The 23,511-nt window shown below is 42.1% G+C and carries 19 protein-coding genes; 14 read left to right on the top strand and 5 right to left on the bottom strand.

Translation table 11 applies throughout. The features are described 5' to 3' along the window. Nucleotides 1–37 precede the first annotated feature (37 nt). The 5 genes from RMY00_RS19185 to RMY00_RS19165 form a co-directional block, all read right to left on the bottom strand. The gene (locus RMY00_RS19185; RefSeq protein ID WP_322649058.1) at nt 38–406 is read right to left on the bottom strand and encodes a carboxymuconolactone decarboxylase family protein; all 369 of its coding nucleotides are present in this window, start codon (nt 404–406) and stop codon (nt 38–40) included. Nucleotides 407–980: 574 nt separating this feature from the next. Continuing rightward, nucleotides 981–1,805: a response regulator gene (locus RMY00_RS19180; RefSeq protein WP_322649057.1), complete on the bottom strand. Its 825-nt coding sequence runs from the start codon at nt 1,803–1,805 to the stop codon at nt 981–983. Beyond that, the gene (locus RMY00_RS19175) at nt 1,798–4,269 is read right to left on the bottom strand and encodes a hybrid sensor histidine kinase/response regulator (protein ID WP_322649056.1); all 2,472 of its coding nucleotides are present in this window, start codon (nt 4,267–4,269) and stop codon (nt 1,798–1,800) included. The genes RMY00_RS19180 and RMY00_RS19175 overlap by 8 nt, the downstream gene beginning before the upstream one ends. 212 nt (nt 4,270–4,481) lie before the next feature. Next, on the bottom strand, nt 4,482–5,963 hold the full coding sequence (locus tag RMY00_RS19170) for an ABC transporter substrate-binding protein (protein ID WP_322649055.1): 1,482 nt from the start codon (nt 5,961–5,963) through the stop codon (nt 4,482–4,484). Between the two features lie 376 nt (nt 5,964–6,339). Beyond that, nucleotides 6,340–6,525, bottom strand: coding sequence for a hypothetical protein (locus RMY00_RS19165; RefSeq protein WP_322649054.1), 186 nt, complete (start codon nt 6,523–6,525; stop codon nt 6,340–6,342). 16 nt (nt 6,526–6,541) lie between these two features. Between RMY00_RS19165 and RMY00_RS19160 the strand changes: the two genes are divergently transcribed. The 14 genes from RMY00_RS19160 to hemF all read left to right on the top strand — a co-directional run bounded on the left by RMY00_RS19160 (nt 6,542) and on the right by hemF (nt 23,350). Then, a complete protein-coding gene (locus RMY00_RS19160) occupies nt 6,542–6,742 on the top strand; it encodes a hypothetical protein (RefSeq protein WP_322649053.1) in 201 nt (66 codons plus the stop codon). Between the two features lie 107 nt (nt 6,743–6,849). After that, nucleotides 6,850–8,526 carry an alpha-keto acid decarboxylase family protein gene (locus RMY00_RS19155; RefSeq protein WP_322649052.1) on the top strand — a complete coding sequence of 559 codons (1,677 nt, stop codon included), beginning with the start codon at nt 6,850–6,852 and terminating at the stop codon, nt 8,524–8,526. Nucleotides 8,527–8,872: 346 nt separating this feature from the next. Further along, nucleotides 8,873–9,058: a hypothetical protein gene (locus RMY00_RS19150; RefSeq protein WP_322649051.1), complete on the top strand. Its 186-nt coding sequence runs from the start codon at nt 8,873–8,875 to the stop codon at nt 9,056–9,058. Nucleotides 9,059–9,700: 642 nt separating this feature from the next. Continuing rightward, entirely contained in the window at nt 9,701–10,522 is an 822-nt protein-coding gene (locus RMY00_RS19145) for a DNA-binding response regulator (RefSeq protein WP_322649050.1), read from the top strand. Between the two features lie 187 nt (nt 10,523–10,709). Continuing rightward, nucleotides 10,710–10,925: a hypothetical protein gene (locus tag RMY00_RS19140; RefSeq protein WP_322649049.1), complete on the top strand. Its 216-nt coding sequence runs from the start codon at nt 10,710–10,712 to the stop codon at nt 10,923–10,925. Between the two features lie 55 nt (nt 10,926–10,980). After that, nucleotides 10,981–12,684, top strand: coding sequence for an aromatic amino acid ammonia-lyase (locus tag RMY00_RS19135; RefSeq protein WP_322649048.1), 1,704 nt, complete (start codon nt 10,981–10,983; stop codon nt 12,682–12,684). A 17-nt stretch (nt 12,685–12,701) separates the two neighbouring features. Next, nucleotides 12,702–14,138 carry a cytochrome P450 gene (locus tag RMY00_RS19130; protein WP_322649047.1) on the top strand — a complete coding sequence of 479 codons (1,437 nt, stop codon included), beginning with the start codon at nt 12,702–12,704 and terminating at the stop codon, nt 14,136–14,138. Between the two features lie 58 nt (nt 14,139–14,196). Next, nucleotides 14,197–15,705 (top strand): long-chain fatty acid--CoA ligase, encoded by a 1,509-nt coding sequence (locus tag RMY00_RS19125; RefSeq protein ID WP_322649046.1) that lies wholly within the window; start codon nt 14,197–14,199, stop codon nt 15,703–15,705. A gap of 329 nt (nt 15,706–16,034) precedes the next feature. Next, entirely contained in the window at nt 16,035–17,855 is a 1,821-nt protein-coding gene (locus RMY00_RS19120; protein WP_322649045.1) for a ScyA-related TPP-binding enzyme, read from the top strand. Then, nucleotides 17,852–18,988: a 3-oxoacyl-ACP synthase III family protein gene (locus RMY00_RS19115; RefSeq protein ID WP_322649044.1), complete on the top strand. Its 1,137-nt coding sequence runs from the start codon at nt 17,852–17,854 to the stop codon at nt 18,986–18,988. Before RMY00_RS19120 ends, RMY00_RS19115 begins: the two co-directional genes overlap by 4 nt. Nucleotides 18,989–19,047: 59 nt before the next feature. Continuing rightward, nucleotides 19,048–20,109, top strand: coding sequence for a cupin domain-containing protein (locus tag RMY00_RS19110; protein WP_322649043.1), 1,062 nt, complete (start codon nt 19,048–19,050; stop codon nt 20,107–20,109). Nucleotides 20,110–20,201: 92 nt separating this feature from the next. Next, nucleotides 20,202–21,107 (top strand): hypothetical protein, encoded by a 906-nt coding sequence (locus RMY00_RS19105; protein ID WP_322649042.1) that lies wholly within the window; start codon nt 20,202–20,204, stop codon nt 21,105–21,107. A gap of 42 nt (nt 21,108–21,149) precedes the next feature. Further along, nucleotides 21,150–22,148 carry a spondin domain-containing protein gene (locus tag RMY00_RS19100; protein ID WP_322649041.1) on the top strand — a complete coding sequence of 333 codons (999 nt, stop codon included), beginning with the start codon at nt 21,150–21,152 and terminating at the stop codon, nt 22,146–22,148. A 203-nt stretch (nt 22,149–22,351) separates the two neighbouring features. Next, nucleotides 22,352–23,350, top strand: coding sequence for an oxygen-dependent coproporphyrinogen oxidase (gene hemF / locus RMY00_RS19095; RefSeq protein WP_322649040.1), 999 nt, complete (start codon nt 22,352–22,354; stop codon nt 23,348–23,350). Nucleotides 23,351–23,511: the final 161 nt, after the last annotated feature.

The raw sequence follows: 23,511 nt of genomic DNA, 5'->3' as shown, positions 1-23,511 counted from the left end.
CTTTGTCCACATTTTTTGTCTTAATTGAGGCGAAATATTAAGTTTGGGAACTAAGAATCTCATTGAGGCTACCAAAGCAACCAGCAACCTTATTGAAACCCCCATAAACGCACATAAATAAAAGGAGTTCTTCTATCTCTGCAACAGTGGCTCCTTGCTTGAGAGCCATTTGTACATGTGCTCCGAACGGACTACCTGGGCCTACTTGATTTTGATTCACAACATCTACTGCGATTGTAATTAGAGCTTTTGTTTTTTGGTCGATTAAAGGCAGACCCCACGCTTCACCTGCTACACGGGTGCAAAAATCACCAAATTTAGCGTTGATACTTTTTAAACTCTCTTGAACGTCTTGATCGTCCAAAACTGCATTTTCATATTCCATTTCATTCTTGGTTAGATTCATACTTGTTGTAAATCCTTACTGTAAATTTGCAGTTACAAAAGCAACTCTTTAAAGAGTTATTTTTCTCATCAACTATTAAAAAAATCTTTTTCGCAGTTCATCTGATAAAGATATGACTTCTATCCTTATTGAAATTTTGTTTGGGGTTGATGTAACCCTGCATTTAATTTAAGATAATCACCCAGTTTTCTAAGCATGAAAAAGTCTTAGGTAGTAAGGGATTTTTCAAAAAAGTGTAGTTAAATTTATGTAAAATAGGTCAGTAAACGTCTGAAAAGGTCATATTAACCTTTTCGGCAAGATGATTAATTTCATCCTTTCGTATCGCCCCAATTTTGCGTTTTTGTTCCTGAATGCCTGAAAACGCCTATTTCTCGTAGACTAAAGTTGCGATCGCCCAATACGGTTCAGTTAGGAAATTTATTCGTTGAGACAGGCAGGGGGAGCAGAGGAAGCAGGGGAAGCAGGGGAGGAGAAAAAAGTTTATCTGAACCATATTGTGCGATCGCCTATTCAATCTAAATTCCTAAAACCCAATCACTCAGCTTTGGCGATCTTAACCCTGTTAGCAAGTTTAAATATTGCTGACACTCACACAATGATATTCTTGACCGTCGAACTCCAGATAATTGATGGTTATTTCCACGCTTATTTCTCGACCATCTTGAGTAAGGTGAGTAGATTCAAAAGTGAAAGAGTTTTTATATTTAAATTCTTGCCATTTTGACTGCCAAGTAACTGCTGGAAAATTTGGGTCAATATCATGAACAGTCATACTTAGCAATTGTTCGTGGGTATACCCCAGAGTACGATAAGCTGCTTCATTCACATATACAAACTGGGCATTTGAATTCACAAAATAGATAGGATATTTAAATTTGTCTAAATAAAACTGGCTGAGTCGCAGTGCTGACTCTGCTTTTTGGCGAGCTTTTTGGGAGGCTTCGCTAAGGATAATTTGCTGTTGCAGACGTACATTTTGCTCCGTGAGTTGCGTTTGCAGCCTGCGAATAGTCAAATTATTCTCAACACGGGCAAAAACCTCTTCTTCACTAAACGGCTTGGTGATGTAATCCACTCCTCCGACGGCAAAGGCTTTAACTTTGTCGAGTACTTCATCCAAAGCACTGATAAAAATCACTGGGATGTCGCGAGTTTTCTCTGAAGCTTTCAGATGTTGACAGACTTCATAGCCATTCATATCTGGCATCATGATGTCGAGCAAAATTAAATCGGGTGGGGCAGCTTGCGCTGTTTTTAAAGCTGTTTGCCCGTTAATTACTCTGCGAATTTCATACCCCAACTGAGTTAGCATGGCAGATAAAAGTCGCAGATTGTCTGGAGTATCATCAACAAGTAGAATATTTGCTTTGGGTGGCTGAACCTGATTTTTATCCATTTTGTTCTGGTTGTGTTAAATCAATGACTTTATCAATGCGAAAGTTATTGACCCAATCAGTTAGGGCATTAGTCAGAGGTGCAGATTCTTCAGGAATTTGCTCAATCAGGCTGAAAATCAACTTTTCATCTGTACGTAGTGCCGCTTGGTGTAACTGTGCTATCCACTCAGAGGGCATTTTAGCCAACTCTTTTTCTAATGAGAAAAGCTCAAGGTCAGAACTTTCTGCTAATTGGACTTGTTTAGGTGCTTCTTGCTCATAGACATAACGTACCCCTAAATATTTCGCCATTTTTTTCAAAATTACTTCTTCTCGGAAGGGCTTACGCACAAAATCGTTACAGCCTGTAGATAAAATCACAGTTCGTTCTTCATCAAAGGCACTAGCAGTCAGAGCAATGATCACGGTAGCCTGACCTTTTAAATGAGCCTTGATCTGTTTGGTGGCTTCATACCCATCCATCACTGGCATCCGCATATCCATCCAAATTAAATGCGGTTCCCAGGTTTCCCAGATGCTTACTCCTTGTTTACCATTTTCAGCTTCACGCACCTCGAAGCCAAGCGATGCAAGCATTTTGACTAGGAGTTGGCGATTCTCCCATTTATCCTCTACTACTAAGATTCGGTATTTCGGTTGATTAGCCTCTAGACCAATTACTCGCTGATATAACTGTCGAGTTTGAACTTCAGTTATTTCTGCTGGGCTAATTTTGATTTCAAAAGCAAAAATTGTTCCTTGACCTAAAGTACTGCTAACAGTAATGTTACCACCCATGAGGCGCACAAATTGTTGGCTAATAGTTAAACCCAGACCTGTCCCTTGTTGAGATATGCGACCGGCTTCTGTTTGGACAAATGGTTTAAATAAATTGTCCAGTTCATCTGGTGCAATGCCAAGACCAGTATCTTCTATTTCAAAATGAAGGTGACTGAAGATTGATAATTGAGGATTAGAAGTTTCCAAATTTTCAGTCTTCTCTCTCACGCGCAAACTAACACCACCGAATTGAGTAAATTTGATAGCGTTACCAAGAAGGTTAATTAAGACTTGACGCAATTTACTTTCGTCTGTATGCACAAATTGGGGAACTTTGGGACTACGCTCAAATATCAGTTGTAATCCCTTAGATTCTGCTTTTATTTGCAGCATTTCTTGGAGCGAGTCAAGCAAAGAATACAAATCAAAACTATTTTCATTCAATGTTGTTCGACCTGCCTCAATTTTGGACATTGACAACACATCATTGATCAAGGTCAGCAAATGCTCGCCACTGCGACTTATAATTTCTAAATGTTCCAAATGGGAAGGATTGATAGAGCGATCGCGCGTTATGAGTTGGGTAAAGCCAAGGATGCTATTGAGGGGAGTGCGAAGTTCGTGGCTCATGTTTGCCAGGAATTCGCTTTTGGTACGGTTGGCAGTTTCGGCTTCTTGGGCTTTCACCTCCAATTGGTAGCTGTAATTTTCTAACTGTTCGCGAGAGATTTTCAACTGTCGCGTCAGCCAAGAAACTCCGATCAATAATCCTCCCACACACACTAACCCTACTAATACAATAGTCGCTGCCAGTTGACGAGCAGGGGCAAAGGCTTCTTCTTGATGCATTTCTACCAGTAAAGACAAATCTTGATCGTTAAGCCAGCGATACATTCCAATAACTGGCACTCCAGCATAGTTGCGATAAAGCCCAAAGCCTCTGACTCCACTCATTGCCTCATCAATCCCTTGACTGCTAATTCCTTCAGGAAAGTCTTGCGTGTTGACTTGCGGTTTGGAAATAAAGGTGTTTTTAGTTATTAAGGAGCCAACTAAATAAGTTTCGCCGCTTTTACCCAAACCTGTGCGTTCCCGAACGATATTATCAATTCGGTCTAGGTTCAGATGAGCTAAAATCACACCTTGTCTTACCCCTGCGGTGTTACGCAAAGATGTTGCCAAGGTAACTGATGGTTTACCAGTCAACGGTGAAACGTAGAAATTTGGGTTAAAAGCATCTCCTGGTTCAACCTGCTCAATATAAGTAATGTTGCCTAAAATTTCATACTGACCTTCACGCTTTTTGTCAGTGCATAGAATAATTCGATTACTGCGATCGAGAATGAAAATTTCTTTGAGATTAGGTTTAAGTCTGACGACTCTAATTAAATATTTAGAGACAACAGTGTAAGCGGCCTGATAATTTGCGTTACTTTTTTCACTAGTTAGGAGTATCTTAAGATGCGCTTGTACGTCTGTAGATTGAGTTGCAAGTAGAAAATCTCGCTGTTGATCTTCAAACCACCGAGTTATTTCTTCCTCCTTAAGTGTTGCAGTTACATTGAGTCGATCAAAGGCAGCTTGCTTTAAAGCCTCCCTCGCTTTGATAAAGGCAACTCCTCCAACCACAGCAACGCTTACCAGTGACAAGAGCAAGAATGAACTGGCAACTTTAGTGGTCAGGTGCTGATTCCAGAACTTCATAAGTTATGGTCACTTTGCGACTCAAAGGAAAATAACCGAGAAAAAACACGAGAAGTTTTCAGGTTTGAAATCCAACAGACATTTAGCAAAAGTTAGCGCTGCTAATGTTGATATAAAACTTATTACCTTTTTATCTACCATTTATGCAAGAAATATATTTTTGATGTTAGCAACAAATAAGTTTATATAATTAAAGTTACCTTTTTTCTGACTTAATTCCATTGAGCAAAAATTTGCTTGATTCGGTTAATTGCCTCATCTGCTGATTGCTCTGGGGTGATATGATCTACAAGTATTCGTTGGAGAGCTTTGCCCCAAACATTTTCCTCTAAAACTATGCAGTAGGCAGGGTTTTGGGCACTGTAATATGAGCGCGTTTGGCGCGTGATTAATGTCTTTGCCACAACCGAAATGTGCGGGTCGCTTGGGTCTGTCCAAAAAGGATCTTTCCAGACAGACTTAAGTACTGGGAAATTACGACCTCCAGTAGCTTTAAGGTAACTTCCCATTATCTCTGGTTGGATTAAATAACCAAGAAAACTCTTGGCTATTTTCTGGTTTTTAGACTTAGCAAACAGAACTGCTTCTTTATAGAGGACTAAGTAGCGCATAGGTTTGCCATTAGGTTTATTAGGAAATTCTAGAGTCCCAAGTTTGTTAAGGTAGGTATCACGATCTTGACGCACAGCAATAGGAATCGCTAGGGTCGTATTGGGTGTCATAACCACAGCACGGTTTAACAAGTTGCGATTATTGTCTGGATTTAACCAATTTATCGCATCTGGGGGTACGTATCCCTGTTGATAAAATTTTGCATACCACTCTAAGCCCTTAATAATACCTTGACGCACTTTAGGGTCATCAATGAGGAGTTGACCTTTGGAGTCTAGAAGTTGGACATCGTATGCTTCTAAAATCTCCTCAAACATATAGTAAGTGTCAGAAGCTCCAATGGAGTAAGTAAAACCCAACCCGTAAATATTCTGTTGCAGTTGTTTTTGCTTTGCTTGCAAGTCATCTTGCACTTGCTTCCAAAACTCCCAAAATTTATCCCAATCTTTGGGGATATCGCTTTCACTCCGACCTACTTGCTTTAATAAGTCTCGCCAGTAGAAAATTTGAATTGTCCCTTGATGAAGGGGGACTGCATAGTAACTCCGTTTTTTAGCGACATTATTGTAATAGTGAACATCTTCTAGTGTTGTCTCAGGATAAGAACTTTTGACTGGTTCAATTACATCAGAGACATCTACTAATTGGTCTGTCCAGGCAAGTCGTGGATTCAACTCTGTTTTTGCATTGTAACCAACCAAGATATCAGGCGGATTGCCAGCTTTTATTGCCCTTTTCGTTTTCTTTGGTAGCTCATCGTTGGTAAAAAAAGAAAGCTTGATTCTTTTGCCAGTTTGTTTTTCCCAGTTACTAACGATTTGTTGTAGCGCTTCATCTTCTTCTACAGTAAAGCCTTTATCCCACCATACTTTCAAGACTTTACTTTCAGAAGAGGACTCGACAACAGAGGATTGGTCAGATTTTGAGGTGTTAGTACAGCCAAAATTTATCAAGCTGAGTATCAATGCCATGAATACATAGCAATGGCTAGCTCCTATTGGCACTACGGTGAAAGTTAGTTTAGCTTTCTGGTGATTCTTAAAGCCTTTAGCAATTTGACTGGCTTTGGTTCTAAATAACATACTCGTAGAACTTACCTTTTACCTGAGTAGATATAGCCAATTTAATACTTTTTGTAGACTCTCTTATTAAAAAAAGGCGTTGCATAAATACGGGATGATTTAATTCAATACGGGCATTTCCCAATACTTCAAATAATTAAGTAATATTCGAATTGAATATTTCAGCATATCTACTGAGTTTGAATAACACAATTTTACGGTTCTTGTCAGCTTTTGACGATGATGAAAAGTTACGCGCTTTAAGGCGGGAGGCAGAAGGGTTTTGAGATTTTGCCTGTCGTCGTAGAACTTGTGACAAAGATCCAGATCCAACTTGAAGACTTTTCTTGTGATGTAGAGATTCTGTAAACCTTATACCACAAGGCTTTCTGTCATTTTATTTTTTCTTCCTTCTGCCCTCTGCATAAACTAGCCCACTATTGATCACCAAAAGTTGCCAAGAACCAATTTTACCTGCAAGCTGGCTATAAAAGCTTTGAAGAATACTGCCAGCGTGAATTGCATTATACGCCTGGGGTCGATACCGACGAATCAACCAACTGCTAGGAGGTAAAAAGGTCATAGACAAAGTTGGCGAGTTGGGGGGACACATCAAAAATGAGCGTCAGGCTCGTCCGTTACTTCGCTTAGTCAAGAAACCAGAGAAAATAAAACAAGCTGTAGCGATCGCTCTGGAAGAAAACCCCTCCCCAAGTGAATCAGACTTTGCGGTGTTAGTGTCCCATTTACCAGAGAGCGGAAATATTCATCAGAATGCACCGAAGCGATCGCTACTTTAAAGTCCGACATCACAAAATCACGTTGCTCCCAATTAGCTCTTACTTCAGAGATACGTATCTAAGTTAAAGTTTTCATACCCTAAAGGGGTAAAATTTTGGCTCGGACAATGGCAAAGTTTACTGTTAGCGACTATTTATTGCTTCGTCTGGAGCAAATCGGCATCCAGCATATCTTTGGCGTTGCTGGAGACTACAATATGGAGTTTCTCGACTATATTGTTAACCACAATAGTATCGAGTTAATTCCTACTTGCAACGAACTTAACGCATCTTATGCTGCCGATGGTTATGGTCGGCTCAATGGTATTGCAGCATTAGTAACTACGTTTGGTGTTGGTGAACTCAGTGCTATTAATGGTGTCGCTGGCGCTTATGCTGAACACGTTCCTGTTGTAGCGATTACTGGTGCTCCTGCAACTAAAATTCAAGCTCTTGGTTTACTTGTGCATCATACGCTTGGTACTGGTGATTTTTCAATATTTGCCCGGATGTATCAGCAGGTAACGGTGGCTCAAGCATATTTAACAAACGAAAATGCAGCAACGGAAATTGACAGAGTTTTAGGTATCTGTTTACTGAAGAAATTACCTGTTTATATTTCCATACCTATGGATGTTGCTCTGACTGAGGTATCTGCACCGTCTGATTTCTTTATACCCCCTGTCTTTCAGAGTGATGGTGCTACAATAGCCGAAATAGTTGATGTCTCTGTAAACATACTGGAAAAAGCTTCCCAACCTATTATTCTTGCTGATATTGGTGTAGCTCGTTATCACTTGCATGAACAATTGCGAGAACTGCTAACAGCTACCGGATACCCTTATGCCACGATGAACATGGGAAAAGGATTGCTAGAAGAAACCCACCCCCAATTCATCGGCATATATAATGGTGCTGCCAGTCAGGAATCTGTCAGAAAACGTATTGAGCAAGCAGATTGTGTTTTAACTGTCGGTGCTTTGATGACTGATTTCAACACAGGCAAGTTTTCTGCCAAACTTGATCCTAGCCAAACTATTGAAGTGCATGGGGATTATGTAAAAGTTAAACATGCTTTATACAACAATGTCGCTATGGCTGATGTGCTTTCTGCTTTAAGCCAACGGTTGCAGCGTCGCGATCCTCAAACGCTGAATTTCAAATCAGCAACAGAGAATTTAGATGCTGGTTTTATAACGCCAATGGAAGGCGGCTCTTCGGCACCGATAACGCAGCAGTATTTTTGGCATAGATTTGCTCATTTTCTCCAAGAAGATGACATTATCGTTGCTGAGACTGGAACTTGTTTGTTTGGTGCCTCTATCGTTCCTTTACCAAAAGGAGCTACTTTCGTTGGGCAAGTACTTTGGGGATCGATTGGTTACTCTGTTGGTTCATTACTTGGTTGTGCGTTGGCCAAGCCCACCGCAGGTATGGCCGCATCACAACGTCGCTCTATCCTACTGGTTGGTGACGGGTCTTTCCAAATGACTGCACAAGAACTTTCAACCATTCTACGCTATAATCTAAAACCGATTATTTTTTTGATCAACAATGACGGATATACTATAGAGCGCGATATTCACGGTGAACGTATGCCCTATAACGACATTCAACCTTGGAATTATCATCAGCTCCCTAAGGTTTTCGCTGGCAATGGCTGGGGAATTAAAGTTAGTACCGAATCCCAGTTAGACAAAGCATTACAAACAGCTCAACAAAACCGTGACCAACTTGCTTTTATTGAAGTTGTCATGGATAAAATGGACAGCCCAGAGGTTCTGTTGAAAATGTTACAGCAATAAAGCAACATACTGCCTGATCAATTATTCAATACGCTAATGAGTGATGAACGTTGGGGCGTGATGCTGAAGTTTGATCAGGTCAGTTCGGACAAGTTTGCTCAACTGGTGGCAGATGCGCCCGATTGGGTGGAGTGGATGGGGTGAATCATCTGTTGATTGCTGTGTTTGTCACCCCTTCAGCCTTTTATTACTCAACGGTATGCCTACGTTACTCATCTGGATGAACGCGGTACGCCTGAAGCTGTGGGTACTTACGCCAATTATAAGAGCCTGTTTACAAGCTGCTCTCAAAATCTAGAGGCTAGGTCTTTGCTGATGTGTGCATTAGCTCTCCAGTGCGATTGCTTTGTTTAAGAAATTTGGAGAGGAGCGATCGCAGCAGACGCGGCACGCTGCTAGTCAAGTCCATCACGCCAACAATGCCAATAACCGCTTGCCACCTTCTCTACGAGACACTCTGCGAACGGTATTGCTAGCCAAGAGCGGGTACGCCATTGGCAAACTCCACTTCATCGGATTTTCGATCTACTGACTCTGATTTTCAAGAGTACCCTTTAGGGTACTAGATATGACAATACAACTTTCATAAAGTGGGAAAAACATAGTCAATCAAATTGTAAACAAATGTAAACTTTAATCTTAGCTTTGCGTAAAACCGGAAAAATAAAACTGAGTAATACTTACTATATAGGACTTATGCATTGATAGAAACAATTAAATATGGATATGAATTTTCAGGTATTAAAACAATTCGCAATTCGCTTTTTCGCCCATTTGCAATTACGTTTTGCGTTAGCGAGTCTGCGAGCGTCCGGGGATTTAGACCCCTACCCAAAACGGGCTGCCTGTCTTGCTGGGGACTCAAACCCCTAAAGTTCGTTCAATTTTGATTTTTTCACTATTAGCCAGCGATCGCTGTCGACTTACTTACGCCATACAAAAATATTAGACATAATCCGAAATATTACAATTTGATTGTGTAGCTAAATACATCGATCCAAAAGTGAGATCCACCCCGTTAATCCTCAACGTTTTTACTGTTTTTCTTCTTAAAAACAATCGTTTGGATAAACCTCTAGTTTAAAAGAGAAATGGATTTCAATACTCCTCTGGTATTCTACTTCCAACTTTGCTCATTTTCCGACATACAATCACTAAATACTAGGAAAAGATAATGACAAAGATTTTAGTTATTGATACGGAAAAAGAAGCCCGTAACATGTTTTTAAAATGTTTGGAGAAAGAAGGATTCGATGTGATAGTTGCAGAAAATGGTCTTGTCGGTGTTGAGCGGGCACAAGAGCACTTACCCGATTTAATAATCAGCGATATTCTAATGCCAAAACTTAATGGTTATGGTGTCTTAAGAGCGCTGCGGCAAAACCCTATCACAGCGATTATCTTGTTTATTTTTGTCACGACCAAAGTGACTCAGGCTGACATTCGCAAAGGCATGGAGCTTGGAGCTGATGACTATCTTACTAAGCCCTGTAGTCCAAAGGAATTACTGAAAGCGATAATATCTCGTCTGGACAGGCAAGCCTCGCTCCAAAAGTGGTATGCTGCACAGTTCCAGCCACTCCTAAAATCACCCGAAATTGAGATTACGAAACCAACTACGCCTCAATTGATTTTTCCCTCTGATCCCCAGTTGAAAAAGATATTTTATTTCATTGAGGCTAATTATTACCAACAGATTACTCTCAATGACATAGCCTTGGCAGTAGGTTATTCTCCTAGTTACCTTTCTAAACTAGTACGACATAAAACTGGACAAACTATACAAAGTTGGATCATTCAGCGCCGAATGGCAGCAGCACGTTCCTTGCTTGTAGAAACTTCAGAAAGAGTAGAACAGATTGCTACATTGGTGGGGTATCAACATCCAGTTCATTTTTTTCGCCAGTTTCGCCAATATCACGGGGCAACTCCCCTAGTTTGGAGAAAGGCAAAGGCGCATTGCAGCTTTATTAAATACGATATTCACCAAAACTAGGACAATAATTGTTAGTTTATTAACCTAATTAGTTATTGTTTTTAATTCTAAAATATTTTAAAGTACGAAAAGAGAAAGATAGTTTGCCTTCTGGTTTTATTTTCGATTAAATCTCTCTGACAGATTCTTCTCTTTTTTGAATTAAGCCTAATTAATACATCAGTAATTATGAGCAGGTTTTAATGCAATGATCGCATCTGATACAGATTATTTGATGATTAAAGTTTACCTAAAACTAACCAAAACCCTCTCAGATGAGCCTAAGTCTCACACTGGAAGGATTGAGCAATTATTAATGCAGGAAATGGCTATTTTATGCCAGTTCTTTGGTCGTTGGACTCAAAACTATAACTCCACTGCAACGGCAAAGTTGGCTCCAATTCCCTTTACTGCACATACTTGAACAAGTGAATTATAAACGTGTAAATAACTACAAAAAAGGACAAGTAAACTACCAGATGAATACAACATCTCTACGCCAAAATACAACCTCTGTTTCTTCATCACCCTTATTAGGTAATTTAGACAAAACCGTAGTTGTAGGCAACCGCAATTTGACAATCAACGAAGTTGTTAGTGTAGCACGTCATGGTACTCTAGTACGCTTAAGCGATCACCCTGATGTGTTGCAGGGTGTGCAAGCATCTTGTGACTACATTCATAATGCAGTTGAATCGGGAGATCCAATTTACGGTGTGACTAGTGGCTTTGGCGGCATGGCAAACGTCGTAATCCCCCGTGACTGTGCCGCCCTGCTGCAAAATAATCTGATGTGGTATCACAAGGTAGGAGCAGGAAAAAGATTACCATTGGCTGATGTGCGTGCTGCCATGCTCTTACGTGCCAACTCCCACTTGCATGGTGCATCTGGCATCCGTTTAGAACTCATCCAACGCATGGAAACGTTTTTAAATGCTGGTGTTACTCCTCATGTGTATGAATTTGGCTCAATTGGTGCCAGTGGTGATTTAACGCCTTTAGCCTATATTTCTGGAGCATTGATTGGTCTAGCTCCAAGCTATACCGTTGACTTTAACGGCGAAGAAATGGACGCACCAACTGCGTTAAAGAAACTGGGTTTAGAGCCATTGCAACTACTTCCAAAAGAAGGGTTAGCAATGATGAATGGCACTTCAGTTATGACAGGTATTGCAGCTAACTGCCTACATGACACCAAAATTCTCTTAGCACTAGCTATGGGTTCACACGCCTTAGCTATCCAAGGTTTGAGAGGTACTAATCAATCATTTCACCCATTTATTCATCAGCTCAAACCTCATTCAGGTCAAAAATGGGCTGCTGCTCAAATGCTCAACCTGCTTGCTGGCTCACGCTTAATCCGCGATGAGTTAGATGGTTCTCATGACTATCGCGGTGAAAACCCCATTCAAGACCGTTATTCGCTACGCTGTTTAGCACAGTATATGGGGCCGATTGTTGATGGTATAGAGCAGATTCAAAGACAAATTGAAGTAGAACTTAATGCTGTCACAGACAACCCGCTCATCGATGTGGCAAACCAAGCCAGTTATCATGGCGGCAATTTCTTAGGACAGTACATTGGTGTAGGAATGGATCAGCTACGTTACTATATGGGGTTATTGGCGAAACACTTGGATGTACAAATAGCTTACTTAGTAGCGCCGGAATTTAACAATGGACTGCCACCATCTTTAGTAGGTAACCAACAACGCAACGTCAACATGGGATTGAAAGGATTGCAAATCACTGGAAATTCAATTATGCCCCTGTTGACCTTCTATGGGAATTCTATAACTGACAGATTTCCTACCCACGCTGAACAATATAACCAAAATATCAACAGCCAAGGTTTTGCGTCTGCCAACTTAGCGCGTGTAAGCGTGGAAATCTTTCAACAATATATGGCGATCGCTCTGATGTTTGGGGTGCAAGCCGTTGATTTACGTACTTACCTCGTTGCTGACCATTATGACGCCCGTGTTACCCTGTCACCCGCAACTAAAAATCTCTATATGGCGGTGCGTGATGTAGTAGGACAAAAACCTTCACCTGGACGCCCTTACATTTGGAACGACGATGAACAACCCCTAGATGAACACATTGCCTTGATCGCAGAGGATATCGCAGATGGAGGACAGATTGTCCAAGCCCTGAAAGAGACTTTATTTAGCTTAGACTGAGGTTGTACAAAAACAAGATGCTAAAACAGAGTATTTCGGCAGACGATGCCCCCGGACAAGCCGCTTCTCTACAAGAGGGTTCGCCAACGTTACGCAAAACTCCTCCTGGCCCGCATGGTTATCCAATCATCGGCAACCTTCCACAAATGTTGAGAAATCCACTCCAGTTCCTAACTAACGCTGTACGTCAATATGGTGATGTTGTCCATCTAAGAGCGATGGGTTCTCAGCAGCTTTACTTAGTGGCTCATCCAGATCATTTGAAATACATTCTGCAAGAAAACAGTCGCAACTATATCAAGGGCGAAAACTTCCAGGCAATCAAGCTGGTGATTGGCGATGGTTTGGCAGTCAAAGAAGGTGAATCCTGGCGGCGTGAGCGGCATCTCATGCAGCCAAGTTTTCATCGCCAGAAAGTCGGCACACTGGTCAACCTAATGACTAAAAACATCGCTCAGATGCTGGAGAACTGGCGCAACATTGACTCAGATAAACCGCTCGACATTTTTGCAGAGATGATGCAATTAGCGCAGACGATCCTTCTGGAGAGTTTGTTAAGCATCGATTCTGATGACGAAATTGATAAACTCAATCAAGCTTGGGACACGGCATATAAGTACCTTAGTAGCCAACTCTGGGCAGTAATCAAGCTGCCTTTGTGGGTACCCACGCTCAAAAACCGCAGATTTCAACAATCGATGCAAACCTTGGATGGAGCTATCTATCGGATCATTCGGGAACGTCGAGAAGGCAGCAAATCTCCGGATGATCTGCTCTCAATGTTGATGGATGCTTATGACCAAGAATCTGGTCAGGGAATGAGCGATGAGCAACTGCGCGACGAAATTATGACAATTTTCACCGGTGGGTTTGAAACTTCAGCTGCCGTTATTGCGTGGACTTGGTATTTGCTCTCTCAAAACCCAAGCGTAGAATATCAATTGCAAGAGGAAATTAGCCGTGTTCTAGACGGGCGTACTCCAACCTTGGAGGATTTACCAAGCTTAAAATATACCAGGATGATCATCGAAGAATCGATGCGGCTTTATCCGGGTGCTTGGGTTTTCACTCGCACTAATCTAGAGTCTGATCAAATTGGCGACTATCATATACCAGCTCGCTCCTTGATCATGGTCAGCTCCTATGTCACGCAACGGCTACCAAGCTTCTGGGAAAACCCCGAAGAATTCAATCCCGAACGTTTTGCACGGGAACAAGTTGCTCAACGCCCACGCTATGCCTACTTTCCATTTGGGGGCGGGCCACGCCAATGTATTGGCGAGATATTTGCGATGACCGAAATGCAGTTGGTTGTAGCGATGATAGCCCAAAAATACCGTCTACATTCAGTACCAGGGCATCCTGTTGAAGAGGAAGCAATGTTCACATTGCGACCTCGCCACGGAATATTGATGACCTTAGAATCGCAAGTGAGTCTTGTTGATGCTTACTAAAAAGACTTTGTTAACTTAATTTGCTTTCGTCTGCTGCTTGAAGTGAGTATTTTCGGTGATGAACATTGCACAACATATACAGAGGGGTCAACTGTTATTTCCTGACAAAATCGCTCTGATTTTTGAAGACAACTATTTTACTTACCAACAGCTTGACCAACTAGCCAATCGCGTGGCTAACGGATTACGGGGATTGGGAATTCAAAAAGGCGATCGCGTTGCCTTATTTTTACCGAATATTCCAGTATTTGTCTTCTGCTACTTGGGAATTCAGAAAATTGGTGCTGTAGCTGTTTCACTTAATGTCATGCTCAAGAGTGATGAAGTTAAATTTATCCTCAATGATTGCAGTGCTAATACACTTATTACAACAGAGGAACTCAGTAAGAATGTACCAGATTGGGACTTATCCCAACTTGAACATATTTTGATTGCAGACGGTCGATCAAAAAAGGGAATTAATCTAGAGCAACTGATGGCAAGTGCTGTACCCAAAGCCTGTGCTGTCGAAATGGAACGCGACGAACCGGCTGCTATTGTCTACACATCCGGTACAACAGGATTTCCTAAAGGCGCTACACTTTCTCACGGCAATATCATTTCAAATATGTATTCCAAGAATCGTTGTTGTGGAATGCACTCTGATGACCGACTATTGCTTTATCTGCCGCTATTCCATTGCTTTGGTCAAAATGCAATTCTCAACGCCGGATTAAACGCCTGTGCAACCATTGTTTTACAACGCCGTTTTGAGCCAGAGAAAGTACTTGAAACTATTGCTAATCAAGGCATAACGATGTTTTTTGGTGTACCAACAGTTTTCATAAAACTACTGAATATGGATACGTCTGGTTACAACCTTAAAAGTGTGCGTTATTATTTTACTGCCGCCGCACCGATGTCACCCGAAGTCGTCCAACAGTGGCAGAAAAGGCATGGTTGCGTGATTCATGAAGGGTATGGTCTGACTGAAACATCTCCTTTCGCCTGCTACAACCACGACTTGAAATACAAACTTGGCTCAATTGGTGCCCCCATTGAAAATGTCGAAATGAAAATTATCAATTTTGATGGTAAGCAAGTACAACCAGGAGAATTGGGTGAGATCATTGTTCGAGGCCCGAATGTCATGCTCGGTTATTGGAACCGTCCTATTGAAACTGCCCAAGTTCTCAAAAATGGCTGGTTTCATACTGGTGACATTGGCACGATGGATGAGGATGGCTATTTTTATCTTGTTGATCGCTTAAAAGACATGATTAATGTTTCTGGCTTCAAAGTATATCCTGCGGAAGTTGAGAATGTCCTCTATACACATCCAGCGATCGCTGAATGTGCTGTCTATGGTGCTCCCGATCCAGTAAAAGGTGAGATAGTCAAAGCTAAGATTCTCTTAAAAGCAGGTTTTGCCATAACACAAGAGGATATAATTGCCTTCTGCTTTGAGAAAATGGCGAGTTACAAAATTCCAAGCGCGATTAAATTTATTGATTCCCTACCCAAGAATGCAATGGGTAAAGTACTCAAACGAATTCTACGTGAAGAAGAACTTTCAATTGCATCTTAGAAAGTTGCATAAATGATGTCCTAATCAACGTTAAATATATCAAGGGCAGATTTAGCAAACAAATTCTACATATTACTGAAAGTATGGTCGCAAAACCCACCTCTACAAATTTGTAAAGAACTGAAGCTCTCTTCTAAAAGTCTCCAGATACTTAAATGACAAGTGAATGGTGGTTCGACTGTCAAAGACTTTGAAAAAATTGTGCCAACGGTTTTGTAATACCAAAATAAGTTGTCAACTATCTATAGTCTAAGTTTGATTGTCAAGACAATCTAGATAGTTTGAAATTAGATTGGTGGTTACTAAATGACTTATATTTGAGGCTAACTATGGATTCCAAATCCCTTACTGCTGCTGATCTCGAACGTTCATCTAAATCTTCTATTTTCCCACCATTTTCACCTTTTGGAGATGGACAGACAAATACTCGCTTAGACATACCGATTCTCAGCAGTGAACAATCTGCGCCGCTTTCTGTTGCCGAAGCTGTAGTCAGGATGCTGCAAAGACTGGGAGTGCGTCATGCTTTTGGTATCTCTGGCGGAGCGATCGCCTCACTTTGGGCTAGTCTAGAACATAGCGCCATTGATGTACTTCACTTCCGTCATGAAGCTGGAGCAGGTTTTGCAGCCATTGAGTCATACTTTGTTAATAACCGCCCTGTTGTTGTGTTTACTACAACAGGGCCAGGAATTACCAATGCTTTAACTGCACTGTTTGCAGCCCGTTGGGAAGGTGCAAAGGTGATTTTCTTATCAGCTGCTACCTCAGCACCACAGCGTGGACGCTGGGCTTTTCAGGAAACCAGCACCTACACAATGCCCAACGAATTGCTTTGTACATCCGGTTCACTATTTCATTATGCTACTACCATCGAGTCTGATGATGAACTGCCAGAGGTTGCTCGCAGACTTGCTCTTGGTTTGACAAGACCAGGTGGGTTTGTTGCTCATCTGAGTATCCCTACAACAACTCAGTCAAGTTTACTCAAAACACCATTACCTGACGCGACTTTCTCACAAGCTCTCACGAGTCCTGAAGAGAGTGCGATAGCTAAAGCTGTACAATTACTTTCTGAAGCGCCCTTTGCCATTTGGGTGGGCTTTGGTGCCAGAGGTGCAGCAACAGAAATCCGCCAATTGGCCGAGAGAACTGGAGCAGCAGTGATGTCTTCGCCACGCGGCAAAGGTATCTTCCCAGAAAATCATCCTCAATATATCGGCGTCACAGGCTTTGGAGGTCATGCCTCAATTTTGCAATACATGCAAGAGCAACGTCCTGGCCGCATACTGGTTTTGGGAAGCCGATTGGGTGAATTCACCTCTTTCTGGAATCCGGCGATGATACCCTCACGAGGGTTCGTGCATATAGACATCGATCCAGAAGTACCCGGAACCGCTTATCCATCTGTGGAGACTTTCTTCATTCAGTCTGATGTGCAAGCCTTCGTTAAATCCCTACTAGAATATTTTCCCGAGCGTGCCAGTCAGTGCCCTGTACTGCCTCATCCCCATAGTGCAATAACTAGTCCCCGCTCCAAAGGGCCGGTGCGCCCCGATGTGTTAATGGATGCAATTCAACAGGTATTTGTCGAAGACAGCGATGCAGTGGTGTTGACCGAAGCAGGTAACTCATTTGCTTGGGGAACTCACACCCTGAGATTTACTGAACCAGGTCGCTATCGGGTCAGTACGGGGTTTGGTTCAATGGGACATGCCACCACAGGTGTTGTGGGTGCCGCCCTAGCACGAAATGGTAAAGCTGTCGCCATTGCTGGAGATGGTGCAATGCTGATGAACAACGAAATTAACACCGCCGTTAAATATCAGATTCCTGCCGTCTGGATTGTCTTGAATGACGCACACTACAATATGTGCACTCAAGGTATGTCATTGTTGGGATTCAACGGCGTAGACACGCAGATACCATCAGCAGATTTTGTGGCAATTGCCCGTGCAATGGGAGCTGACGGCATCCGTGTCGAGGAAGAAACCGAACTCCAGACTGCACTAGAAAAAGCGCTTGCCTCAAAGGTACCGTTTGTGGTCGATGTAATTATCGACCCAAATCAGACTGCACCTTTTGGGAATCGGATTCAAAGTTTGATTAAACAAGGGGCTAAAGAAATAAAAGGAGAATTGTCATTATGAATCAGGCAGTAGGAATTCGCTCACTTACAGTTACTTTTCCTAGCGTTTTACGTACAAACGACTATTGGAAAAATCATTATCCAGAATTAGTGGCTCAAGCCGAGCAAAAAACATTAGCGAAACTATTTTCTGCTACTGCACCCACTACCAAAAGCTATGAGTTCGATCTCGAAATGGCACCATATTTGTCAGATCCATTCCGTGGTGCCGTCGAGCGGCGAGTACTAGCACCAAGTGAATCTTCTATAACATTAGAGAAGCGTGTGGCATTTGATGCGATCGCTGCTGCACAAATGTCACCCAATGATGTCGATTTGATGATTGTTACCTCACTGTTCCCTGAACGCATTGCACCAGGCAACGCTGCTTTCCTTGTTGGCGAAATGGGCTTGCGTTGCCCCGCTTGGAATCTTGAGTCAACTTGCTCTAGTGCTTTGGTTGCACTCCAGACTGCCACTTCATTGGTGCAAACGGGAGCTTACCGCAATGTGTTGGTGGTTATTTCTTGCGTTTACTCTCGTTTTGTAGACGAGGATGATACCCTATCTTGGTTTATGGGTGACGGTGCAGGAGCCTTTATGGTCGGTGCGCTCAAACCCAATCAAGGAGTTTTGGCAAGTAAAATCATTCATACTGCTGCCACCTGCGGAGCCTTCTTTAATGAACTGACAACAGATACCGAAGGCAACCCACGGATGCGTATTCAGAATGGAAAAAATGCCAGTCAACAGATCCGTGACACGGGTGTTGAGTTTGTTCGTACATGTAGTGAAGCTGCTGTTGCAGCAGCTGGTATAACTCTTGATGAGGTAAAATTCTTTGCTTTCAACACACCTACTGCCTGGTATGCAAATTTGTGTATACAAGCACTAGGGATTGATCCGGAACGGACAATCAATCTTTATCCGCAGTATGCAAACATTGGGCCAGTACTCCCGATTGTCAATATGTACTATGGCGCACATTTGGGGAAAATTCAAGAAAATGATCTGATTCTTGTCTATACAATCGGTTCAGCATCTACTGCTGCTGCAACAGTAATGCGTTGGGGCGATGTTAAATTAGGACCTCTCCCTGCTGCTGCAACTAGTGTCAACCGTCAAGAAGAAAAAGTTTTCATGGTAACTGGGTAAGTATAAGATTCACCCATAATAGGCTGCTATGCGTTCAGATAATCTTAAGGACAACTACTGTGAAAAAATTATCAATGGTTATTGCTGGAGCAGCACTTTCCACGCTATGTTTGGGTTTAGAAGCTGCACAGGCACAACCAAAAGACTCCTCTAATAATATTTTGCCCCTTTCAACAGTAGGACAAGATGTGTTGGTTGTACCACCCAATGCACTTGATCGCCCAACCTACTCTGTAATAACTGGTTTAGCTACTTTTTTAGCAACTGGTAAAGAGACTGGTGGACAGTTTTCATTATTTGATCTAACTGTTCCACCGCAAGCTGGGCCTCCACCTATTATCCAAACTCAACAAGACGAAGGGCTGTACATTCTAGATGGGCAAATGTCTATCTTGCTAGGGAACGAAGGCATTATCGGGACACCTGGAACCTTTGTCTATTTTCCTAAAGGTAGACGCCACACCTATCAAAACATTGGGACAACGCCTGCAAAGGCATTATTGCTTACGACTCCCTCAGGGTTTGAGGGGTTTTATAGGGAAGAGGGACGAAACACACTGGTTACAGATCGTTCAAATCCACCAGAGCCATTGAGGGATTTTGCAGTAATTGGGCAAATCGCTGCAAAGTACGGATCGCAACTCGCTTTGTCGCCTGAAACTACCGACTTGCCTCCAGACTTTAATTTTGTGGTAGTGCCACCAAACGCATCAAATCGTCCCTCATTTAGTAAAGCAGGTGGGCTATATACCTCTTTGGCAAGTGTCGAAGAAACCAACGGGCAATTCTCGCTGTTCGATATTTCTCTTACCCCGCAATCTGTTTCTGAACAACTAATGAGCAACGACCAGGAAAGCCAGTCGTTTTACGTTTTAGATGGAGATGTAACGTTCCAAATTGATGACCAAAGTATAGTAGGCACTCCAGGAACCTTTGTCTACGTTCCTCAAGGAACACCTTACGCTTTCCAAAATCAGGGAACTAGCAAAGCAAGAACGCTTTTACTCAGTAAGCCAGCCTCTGTTCCAGAGCCTGCTTTTACAGTAAGTCTATTGATTTTTGGGCTTTGTGGTACGGTCTCTCTACTCAAGCGCAAGCATCAACAGCAACCTTTGGGGTAAGTAGACTTTGTATATGAATTGATTTTTGTTTTGCAATAAATCAGCAGTTAATTGCATCTCAATTTATCAACAGATTGTTAATCAGGAAATATATGAATAGAACAAATTTATCGCTTGCTGCACTAAGCGCATTATTATATACTGTAGGAATTGCAAGTGCAGCAAATGCAACTCAATATTTAGGAAATTCACAACCCTTAGGCAAAGGCTTTGTTCGCTCTTTTGTCACACTTGATGACCAGGGACATCCTTCAGAGGTTGGTGCTATACTTACCCAAGGAAGCCTATCACTACCTGTCAGTAACGATACATCTGATATTGTCATTCCGCTTTCTTTACCATCTGAGGCATCAACAACAGTATTTGATTCTCTTTTATTGAAGTATCGCACTCATGGTGTTCCAGGAATTCCAGAAGCTCTTGGTGTCCCCCGAATCACACTTGATGCTTTCTTACTTACCCCTCAAGAAATAGCTTTAATCTGCCCAAATGCTGGTACAAATAGTTCAGAACCTGTTTGTACTGGTGATGAATTGGCACAAGCACTAAAGCCACCAAAGCCAGAATTTATTCCTCAAGGGATGCAACCAACTGGATTTGTTGAGCCAGGGTTCGGAGAGCGCTATTTTGATCCTGAGGCAGCATTACCTATCTTTACAGGACAGCAGCCATTTAACACGCTTTATGACTATGCGTTCTTCGATGGTCAAATTAGTTTGACATCCTTTGGAGCTACAAAAGCTTTCCTTGAGACGCAATCAAGTATTACCAAACCTATTAAAGTACCTATCTCCTATCCTAAGACTGGGTATTATCCAACCCAATATAGCGTCAGCTTTGATCCGACTAGCCAAGAATACAAACTATCGCTAAGTGGATTGACCTTTCGCTCCGTCCCTGAACCCTCTTTTACATGGGGACTATTAGGACTTGTTACTTGTAGTGCAGTTTTCCTGCAAAAAAACAAACTGAAACAACAGAAATTAGTTCAGCAATAACATTGGAAAACTCTACTTGTTTACCAACATAAGAAGAATATTATGGCAAATCAACAAATTTTCAAAAGTCTTCGAGGAACCATCACAGCTACAGCGATCGCAGTTAGCTCAATGATTGCAATAGCATCAGCTGCGACAGCAGTCACATTAAAGGTTTCTGTTGAAAATCTTGGGCCAAGCGGTGGCTCTCTATTGCCTCCAATCTGGGTTGCTTTTCAAGATGGTAGCTTTGATACTTTCGATGTAGGTGCTCCTGCCTCATCAGGAATCAAGTATATGGCTGAGGATGGCATTTCAGGTCTTGAGAGCAACATTTTTGGTGAGTCGGATTTCCTTAGCAATGTATTGTATAGAGTTATACCTAAAAAATCGACTATTGGCGGTTTGTTTGCTGAAAGTTCAGCAGCTAAGAACGGTGGTGTTCAAGACCTACTCTTCCCTAACCCCGCTGATTGGTTATACCCGAATGCTCCAGTCGCTTTCCCAGGTCAGGTTGCCACAAAGACGATTGAGTTGAATGGCGATACTACCAGCCATCGCTACTTTAGCTACGCCTCATACGTCTTTCCTAGTAATGATGCTTTCATCAGTAATGAGAAACCAATCGAAATCTTTGATGCTAGCGGTAAATTCATCGGAGCTGACTTTATCGTTCTCGGAAATCAAGTCTTGGATGCTGGTACTGAGGTGAACACCGAAGACCGAGCTAACATCGGATTCCCATCTGAGAGAGGATTTGAGTTTAGCGCACTTGGTAGTGGCATTCCCGAAAATGGGACGATCCAACCCCACCCAGGCTTTAAACCCCTTGGTGCCGGCGGCGTCCTTGATTATACTCTTGGCGGAAATCAACTTTTTGCCAATGCAGATTTTAAAGCTTCAGGCTACCAAGTAGCGCGGATTAAAATCACAGAAGTAACCAAGTCTGTGCCAGAACCATCTACAACTGGAGCGATCGCCTTCGGTGGACTTTTAATCTTGCTTCGTCAAGTCCGTCGGAGCATGAAACGAAATCCTCACCTAAATTTGTCTCATTCGTAAAATTATCGTTGATTGACATTTGTGTAGAGGTAGGTTTTGTAACAAACCTCTGATTCGTTGCAGGCTTTTTAATAAAACCTACCCCTACACCAACAGAAAATTACATTAACAATTTATTCACCTAGAAATTTCCTTGAGCTAAGTCCATTAAAGACTAAATATCGCAAACTTTAACCCAATCAATCGTGGCGAAAGAAGCAACTATGTCTAAAATTTTAGAACGATCAATCACACAAAAACTGGAAATGCCCGGAATAAAAGTGTTCAGACAAATGTTTGATAACACTTGTCAAATGATTGAACAACTTGATGGCAAGGGTAAATTTATTGAACAACCGTGGACACGTAATAACGGCACTTGGGTGGGTGGTGAGAGTAGTGGAGACTCAATCTATATTGACCGAGCTTTAGACAACGGCAATGTTTTTGAAAAGATTGGAGTCAACTATGTAGCGATCAAAGGTGAACTGCCTCCCGGAATGACTTTTGAAAAGTCAGGAGCTTTGGCAACAAGTGAAGCGGATAAAACTTTTGGCGATAAAGGTACTCCCTATTTTGCTACGGGTACTAGCTTTGTTATCCATCCCCATAACCCAATGGTTCCAATCGCCCATGTCAACTACCGTTATTTCCAACTGGGTCATAGCAACCAGCCAAATTATTGGTGGTTTGGTGGTGGTGCGGATCTAACCCCTGCATACCTGTTTGAAGAAGATGCAGTTCACTTTCATAAAATACACAAGGATGTTTGCGATAAACACGATACTTCCTATTACCCACGTTTTAAAAAGTGGTGTGATGAATACTTTCATGTATCTCATCGTGGTGAAAGCCGAGGAGTTGGTGGAATTTTCTTCGATCATCTAAACAATCGTCCTGTAGAAGAACTTCTAGCGTTTGTTACAGACTGCACTGAGGCATTTGCTCTCGCCTACCTACCGATTGTAGAGAGGCGTAAGGATATGAATTTTACAGAAGAGAACAAGTACTGGCAGCGAATTGTTCGGGGACGTTATGTAGAGTTCATTCTAACTTCTGATCGCGGTGCTCGCTTTGGTATAGCCAGTGGCATGGTGAACCATCAAAGTGTTTTCAACTGTATGCCTCCGGCTGCTTCTTGGGCATATAACGATCAACCCACTCTTGGTAGCCAAGAAGCAATCTTAAGAGAAGTTTTGAGAACTCCACGAGAGTGGGTATAGGATTTCGGAATTGATAAAGACAGCCAACACAGTAAAGGTAGCTGTTGAGTGACATGAAAATAACACAACTGCTGAACATGGAGCGATCAAAAGTTAAGACTTGGATAAAACCTCAATTGAAAATCTACAAAAGATTTCCACAAAAAGGAGGAAGCAATGTT

The sequence above is a fragment of the Nostoc sp. ChiVER01 genome (assembly GCF_034531155.1).
In the GTDB taxonomy this organism is placed as follows: Bacteria; Cyanobacteriota; Cyanobacteriia; order Cyanobacteriales; family Nostocaceae; genus Nostoc.
The sequence above is the reverse complement of the archived record's forward strand: the minus strand, read 5'-3'. Positions and strand labels throughout refer to the sequence as shown.